General features: G+C 46.9%; 3 protein-coding genes, 11 tRNA genes and 1 rRNA gene. All 15 read right to left on the reverse strand.

The genetic code is table 11. The annotated features are described in order from the left end of the window. Positions 1-37: 37 nt before the first annotated feature. Positions 38-652, reverse strand: coding sequence for a zf-HC2 domain-containing protein (locus tag M2277_RS22465; RefSeq protein WP_040681072.1), 615 nt, complete (start codon positions 650-652; stop codon positions 38-40). Between the two features lie 220 nt (positions 653-872). After that, positions 873-1,442 (reverse strand): RNA polymerase sigma factor SigW, encoded by a 570-nt coding sequence (gene sigW / locus M2277_RS22470; RefSeq protein ID WP_006212876.1) that lies wholly within the window; start codon positions 1,440-1,442, stop codon positions 873-875. Positions 1,443-1,683: 241 nt separating this feature from the next. Next, the gene (ppc, locus tag M2277_RS22475) at positions 1,684-4,473 is read right to left on the reverse strand and encodes a phosphoenolpyruvate carboxylase (RefSeq protein WP_280755561.1); all 2,790 of its coding nucleotides are present in this window, start codon (positions 4,471-4,473) and stop codon (positions 1,684-1,686) included. Between the two features lie 275 nt (positions 4,474-4,748). Continuing rightward, positions 4,749-4,822: transfer RNA gene (locus tag M2277_RS22480), tRNA-Gly, on the reverse strand. Positions 4,823-4,898: 76 nt separating this feature from the next. Further along, positions 4,899-4,972, reverse strand: a tRNA-Pro gene (locus tag M2277_RS22485). Positions 4,973-4,991: 19 nt separating this feature from the next. Further along, a tRNA-Arg gene (locus M2277_RS22490) sits at positions 4,992-5,068 on the reverse strand. A gap of 3 nt (positions 5,069-5,071) precedes the next feature. Continuing rightward, positions 5,072-5,146: transfer RNA gene (locus tag M2277_RS22495), tRNA-Gly, on the reverse strand. Between the two features lie 5 nt (positions 5,147-5,151). Beyond that, a tRNA-Leu gene (locus M2277_RS22500) sits at positions 5,152-5,235 on the reverse strand. 14 nt (positions 5,236-5,249) lie between these two features. Then, a tRNA-Lys gene (locus M2277_RS22505) sits at positions 5,250-5,325 on the reverse strand. A 68-nt stretch (positions 5,326-5,393) separates the two neighbouring features. Continuing rightward, positions 5,394-5,468: transfer RNA gene (locus M2277_RS22510), tRNA-Gln, on the reverse strand. Positions 5,469-5,523: 55 nt separating this feature from the next. Further along, positions 5,524-5,599, reverse strand: a tRNA-Val gene (locus M2277_RS22515). A gap of 22 nt (positions 5,600-5,621) precedes the next feature. Next, positions 5,622-5,696, reverse strand: a tRNA-Glu gene (locus M2277_RS22520). Positions 5,697-5,733: 37 nt separating this feature from the next. After that, positions 5,734-5,809: transfer RNA gene (locus M2277_RS22525), tRNA-Thr, on the reverse strand. Between the two features lie 3 nt (positions 5,810-5,812). Beyond that, positions 5,813-5,888 (reverse strand) — tRNA-Asn (locus M2277_RS22530). A 10-nt stretch (positions 5,889-5,898) separates the two neighbouring features. After that, positions 5,899-6,015: ribosomal RNA gene (gene rrf / locus M2277_RS22535) — 5S ribosomal RNA — on the reverse strand. Positions 6,016-6,238: the final 223 nt, after the last annotated feature.

The following is a 6,238-nucleotide window of genomic DNA, read 5'->3' on the forward strand; positions in this document are numbered from 1 at the left end:
AAAGAGGCGCTTTCATTCAGCAAGCTGCGGCTTTCACCTAGCGGTAAGCGACATCTGTAAACAGAGTGGAAATTTTATACCATATCCAATCCATTGCCCTATCTATATCTTTCACTTGGCCTGCTATATGTGCGGTGGAAGCCTGAAATAATTCTCCGTCAATGACCGTCAAATTGCCATTAACCTGGCCATAAACCTTAGCTTTGCCATTCTCAACTGTAATATCTCCCGTGATGATCTGATCTGGAGGAATAATGACGGTATCTCCTTCAATCACCAGTTTTTCGAATTCATCACTCTTCACAACCAGCTGATTATCCTGACTCCAAAAACTGATTGTACTAAAGAGCATGACAACCAAAAACATTGCTGCAGCCGTGAGCGCAGGATGATTCCTAACCCATTTGACCCAGACTTTTTGTGTCTTGGGCTGCGGCAGCATGCCCATTATACGATCCGTTAAATCATCTGATGGCTTGGTCGCATGATGAGTTAAGGAAAAAAGAAGCATATCGGTATGCTCCAGCTTCTCGAAGTAATTCCGACAGTCAGCACAATCCAGCAAATGCTTCTGCAATTCTAGCTGCTGCGGGTTGGACAAGTCATTATCCAGATAATCATGCATCAAAGAGACGGCTAATTTGCAATCCATTTGTGAGCCAATCCTTTCATTCAATCTCTTTGCTGGGTCTATACCTCCTGAGAGGCATAAGACTTGCTTCTTGTTCATACGTGCCGGAATCGGGGATGTTTCAATTTTTTTTAAGAAAATCGGAAAGAAAGATGAAATGACATGACTTTCTGATTCCTCAAGAAAAAGCGCCCATAAACGCTGTCTGTCTTCCTCTAAGAACGGCGATAGGCGTTTTTCCTCAAAGCTTGTACTCTAATTTTTTTCGCAAAAATTCACGTCCGCGATGTACTCTCGTCTTAATCGTTGTTACAGGCAAGTCCATAATCTCGCTGACCTCCTGCAGTGATAAATCCTGGATGTACCGAAGGATCATGATCGTCTTGTACTTCGCAGGGAGTCCATCAATAGCCTGATGAATGATGCGCTGTGTTTCGGATAGCAACATCTCGCTCTCAGGTGTGCGGTTATCACTCGGAATCAGGGAGTAGCCGTCCATGCCTTCACTTTCATTCAGATCTGCGTCCAGCGAGAAAGAAGGCTTGCGTTTACGCAGCCGATCAATGCTAAGATTTGTGCCAATACGATATATCCAAGTTGAGAATTTTTGGTTCTCGTCATATCGATCAAGGTTCTTATACACACGCAGAAAAGTCTCTTGTACGACATCCTCGGCCTCATGGCGGTTGCTCAGCATCCGGTAAGCCAGATGAAAAATCTTATCCTTATAAAGCTCTACGATTTCGGCAAAAGCTCTCTGATCCCCTTTTCGGGCCAGCTTCGCCAGTCTTACATCCAAATTGTCCACCATAATTCCCCCAGAATGGTCTGATGGGTAACGTCTAAAAAGCATCATTCAAATGGTAATTCAACTGTTTCTAAAAATCAACAATAATTCAAAAACAATCCCATTTCCATATCAAAGATACGCTTCCTGCAGCCTGTAAATTCATGATCAGCAGGCAAGCAACCTCATAGATGAAAAAACGAGGCCCACAGGGGAACCTCGCTTTATATTAACCCTTGCCTACCCTTTTGACCAGTTACAAAAATCAACCTGTATTGCGCAGCCCTGCTGCAATGCCGTTGATCGTGAGGAGTACTTCCCGGAGCAGATCCGGATCGTCATCCTGCTCTTGCTCTCTAAGTTCACGCAGCTCATTAAGCAGTTGAACCTGCAAATAGCTGAGCGGATCGACATAAGGGTTACGGAGACGGATGGACTCCTGAAGGACCGGCTGGTTATCCAGAATGTCCTGTTGACCCGTTATCTTGAGAACAAGCTCCTTCGTCAAATTGAACTCATCCTGTATCAAACCGAAGATACGCTCTCGAGCTTTATCATCCTTCGTCATCAAGGAGTACTCCTTGGCGATGATCAGATCGGCCTTGGCAAGAGCCATCTGAAGCGTGTCAATTAACGAAGTAAAGAACGGATAACTCGTATACATCTTCTGAAGCACCTTCAGATTTTCTTCCTTGTCCTGATAGAAGCTCTGTAAGCCCGTACCAGCCGCGTACCATGCTGGAAGCAGGTAACGGCTCTGCGTCCACGCAAACACCCAAGGAATGGCTCTCAGGTCCTCGAAACGGTCACTGTTCTTACGCTTGGAAGGTCGGGAGCCAATATTCAGTTCTCCCACCTCGGGAAGCGGTGTGGATTCCTTGAAGAAGCTAAGGAAATCCGGGTCACGGAATATCAAATCCTGATATTTCTTCTGTGAAGCGGCCGAAATGCTGGAAGAAATCTCTTCCCATTCCTTCTCGGTCGATTCGGTTTCAGCATAGCGTGCATTCAGAGAAGCCGTAATAAGTGCTGAAGTGGCCTGGTCCAAGCTGCGGTAAGCTATTCCTTTCAAGGAATAGCGGGAGGATATCACCTCGCCTTGTTCCGTGATTTTGATGCCGCCAGCAATAGTAGATGCCGGCTGGGCCAAAATGCTGCGGTTCAGAGGCATGCCGCCGCGTCCAAGCGATCCGCCGCGTCCATGGAAGTATTTTAGCCTGATGCCGTATTCGTTGCCTACAGCGGTAATATCCTTGAGCGCTACTTGCAGCTCCCAATTTGCTGTAATAGCTCCGCCATCCTTGTTGCTGTCAGAGTAGCCCAGCATGATCTCCTGCAGTTCATTCATTGCGCTTACGGCCTCACGATAAATCGGCAGGCTGAAGAGCTTGCGCATAATTTCAGGCGCTGCATGAAGGTCCTCAATCGTCTCGAACAATGGGGCAGCCTGTAATGTAGCAACCACAGAACCATCATTATCCTTGCGGAAGAGTCCGACCTCTTTGGCAAACACCATCACTTCAAGAATGTCGCTTGCTCCTTCCGACATACTGATCAAGTAACTCGAAATACATTTCACACCAAATTCCTGCTGTGCGCGGAATACCGTGCGATAGACTTCAAGGCATTCTTCGGTGCTGTCGCTATACTCCTGATATGGAGTTGTCAACGGTCGAGGATCGTTAAGCAGGTTATTGAGCAGCTCGATTTTCTGGTCCTCGCTCATTTGTGCATAATCCTGAGTGACGTTCATTTTACGAAGAATTTCGGCCATTGCGTTCTCATGCTCTTGGCTATGCTGTCTGATATCCAGTGTTGCTGTATGGAAACCAAACAACTCCGCCTGGCGAATCAGCTTCTGGATATAAGTGTCTGCAACATAGTCAGCAAAATGGAAACGCAAGCTTCGATCAATGATATTCAAGTCCTCAATAAACTCTTCAGGAGACTGGTACCGCTCGCTTCCTGTCATGTTTTCATCAAGAATATGACTCATTTTAGCTAACATATATACCAGTTTTACACGATAAGGCTCTTTCTCATTGTGCCAAATTTCCATCTTTTTCAGTGTCACATGCTCGCGGTCTTTTTCGATGGATTGAAGCAATTCATCCGACACGCTCACAATGGATGAACTGAAGCTGAGGTATTTCATGAATTCACGCAAGATCCGTTGATATTCACGAACTGCAAGCTTCCGCTGCATTTCGAGCGTTCTCCATGTTACGTCCGCCGTCACTGAAGGATTTCCGTCCCGATCGCCACCAATCCATGAACCGAAACGCAAATAGGTTGGAACGTGCCAATGGTGACCCGGGTAATACTTACTTAGGCAGCGCTCCAGCTCTTGATAAACCTCTGGCAGAATGTGAAACAGAGTCTCGTGAAAATAATACATGCCGTTTCTGACTTCATCAAGAACCGTCGGCTTGCGATCACGAAGCTCATCGGTTTGCCACAGTGTGATAACCTCATTCAGTAATTTCTCCCGAAGCTGCTCTCGTTCGCGGAATGTCAGTGTCGGGTTGTCCAGTTGCATAACATCGTCTGCTATCCGTTTATGAATATCCAGAATAGCCCGACGCATCGCTTCTGTCGGATGAGCTGTCATTACCAGCTCAAGGGATAGACTTTCGAGAATTTCTTGAACTTCTTCAAACGTAATATTGCGCTCTTTCAAATCCTGGATCGCACTTTCAATGGAACCTGGTTGAACACTCTCCCCAGCGGAACGCTCGTAATCACGCTTGCGGCGTATGCGATGATTCTGCTCTGCGATATTAACCAATTGAAAGTAAATGGCAAACGCACGAATCACCTGATGGCGAATGTCTGGTTCCAGCGTGCTGATAATCCCTTTGAAATCTGCAAACAATTCCGGCAGGAATACGGATCGCAACGATTTACTCGTTTCGCGAATTTTCTCAACTATATCTAAAAGCTCATTGCCTCCTTGATGGACAAGAACTTCCCCAAGAATATTGCCAAGGAACCGTACATCACGCCGCAGCAGATTGTTGGAATTGCTCTTTGCGGTTACTGTAAGTTCAGTCATGCTACTCCTCCCATCTCAACCCGTTTCAGCAGTTTATCTTTAGGACGTAACGCCTTCCTAACATCATACAATAAAAGCGAATGAAAATCTGCATTTTTCAGGCGAAAAAATTAGCCAAATCGACAAAACTCATGCTATTGATATGCCCTTCTACGATAAACATTAGTCCAAGAAACCCTTGATATGACTGCATTCTTTATCACATTAACACTTCGCAGGATAGTCGTGTAAATATGTAAAAAAAACATCACACACGGTGATGTCCTGCATATGTATGGAGCGGGTGATGGGAATCGAACCCACGCTACCAGCTTGGAAGGCTGGAGTTCTACCATTGAACTACACCCGCATATCACCCCACAAAAGTGATCTTATGCTTTGTAGCATATTCTGATTACTTTTATGGGCAATAACGCCTAAGCAAATCGGGATGACACGATTTGAACATGCGACCCCCTGGTCCCAAACCAGGTGCTCTACCAAGCTGAGCTACATCCCGATATTAATCTTTGAAAAAATGGCACGCCCTGAGAGATTCGAACTCCCGACCTTTTGATTCGTAGTCAAACGCTCTATCCAGCTGAGCTAAGGGCGCAAATGGAGCGGACGACGGGAATCGAACCCGCGACCCTCGCCTTGGCAAGGCGATGCTCTACCGCTGAGCCACGTCCGCATAAATGGTGCGCGTGGAGGGACTTGAACCCCCACGTCAAAGACGCTAGATCCTAAGTCTAGTGCGTCTGCCAATTCCGCCACACGCGCACAAGATGAAACAATGGTGAGCCATGAAGGACTCGAACCTTCGACACCCTGATTAAAAGTCAGGTGCTCTACCAACTGAGCTAATGGCTCGCATATCAGGGCCTCCGAAAAATATCCGGAATCACCTTCAAAGCGCAACTTCACTTTTTGGTGTGAAGTGGCTGGGGATATAGGATTCGAACCTATGCATGACGGAGTCAAAGTCCGTTGCCTTACCGCTTGGCTAATCCCCAATATCGATGAGTATTTCTATTTTTCATTTCAACACTCTAATAATCATGAGTTAAATGGTGGAGGCTGAGGGGTTCGAACCCCCGACCCTCTGCTTGTAAGGCAGATGCTCTCCCAGCTGAGCTAAGCCTCCATATGTAATGGATGAGAAATAGTGGTGACCCGTAGGGGATTCGAACCCCTGTTACCTCCGTGAAAGGGAGGTGTCTTAACCCCTTGACCAACGGGCCTCATTTACATGACGCATGTCCATTCTAAAAACGAATCTGGAGCTTCCAACCGGGATCGAACCGGTGACCTCATCCTTACCATGGATGCACTCTACCTACTGAGCTATGGAAGCAAGTGGCTCCCCGAACAGGACTCGAACCTGTGACAACTCGATTAACAGTCGAGTGCTCTACCAACTGAGCTATCAGGGAATATGTATCCGCTTGGCGACGTCCTACTCTCCCGGGACCCTGCGGTCCAAGTACCATCGGCGCTGGAAGGCTTAACGGTCGTGTTCGGTATGGGTACGCGTGGAACCCTTCCGCCATCGCCACCAAACGGCTTCAGATGCTTGATCACCTGAAAACTAGATACGAAACGAAATTTGCGTGTATTAGATATCCGTAGCATTACCCGATGTGGTATCGGGGTCCCCGAAAAGTATTCGGCATCAGCTTCAACGCTTAGCTTCACTTTTTGGGGTGTTTTTGGATAAGCCCTCGACCGATTAGTATTGGTCAGCTCCATGCATTGCTGCACTTCCACCTCCAACCTATCTACC

The organism is Paenibacillus sp. LBL (genome assembly GCF_029893715.1).
In the GTDB taxonomy this organism is placed as follows: Bacteria; Bacillota; Bacilli; order Paenibacillales; family Paenibacillaceae; genus Paenibacillus_AQ; species Paenibacillus_AQ glucanolyticus.

Bases quoted from the DNA above. Each gene is read 5' to 3' on its own strand.
- sigW (WP_006212876.1), bottom strand. From the start codon at position 1,442: ATGGTGGACAATTTGGATGTAAGACTGGCGAAGCTGGCCCGAAAAGGG.
- M2277_RS22465 (WP_040681072.1), bottom strand. From the start codon at position 652: ATGGATTGCAAATTAGCCGTCTCTTTGATGCATGATTATCTGGATAAT.
- ppc (WP_280755561.1), bottom strand. From the start codon at position 4,473: ATGACTGAACTTACAGTAACCGCAAAGAGCAATTCCAACAATCTGCTG.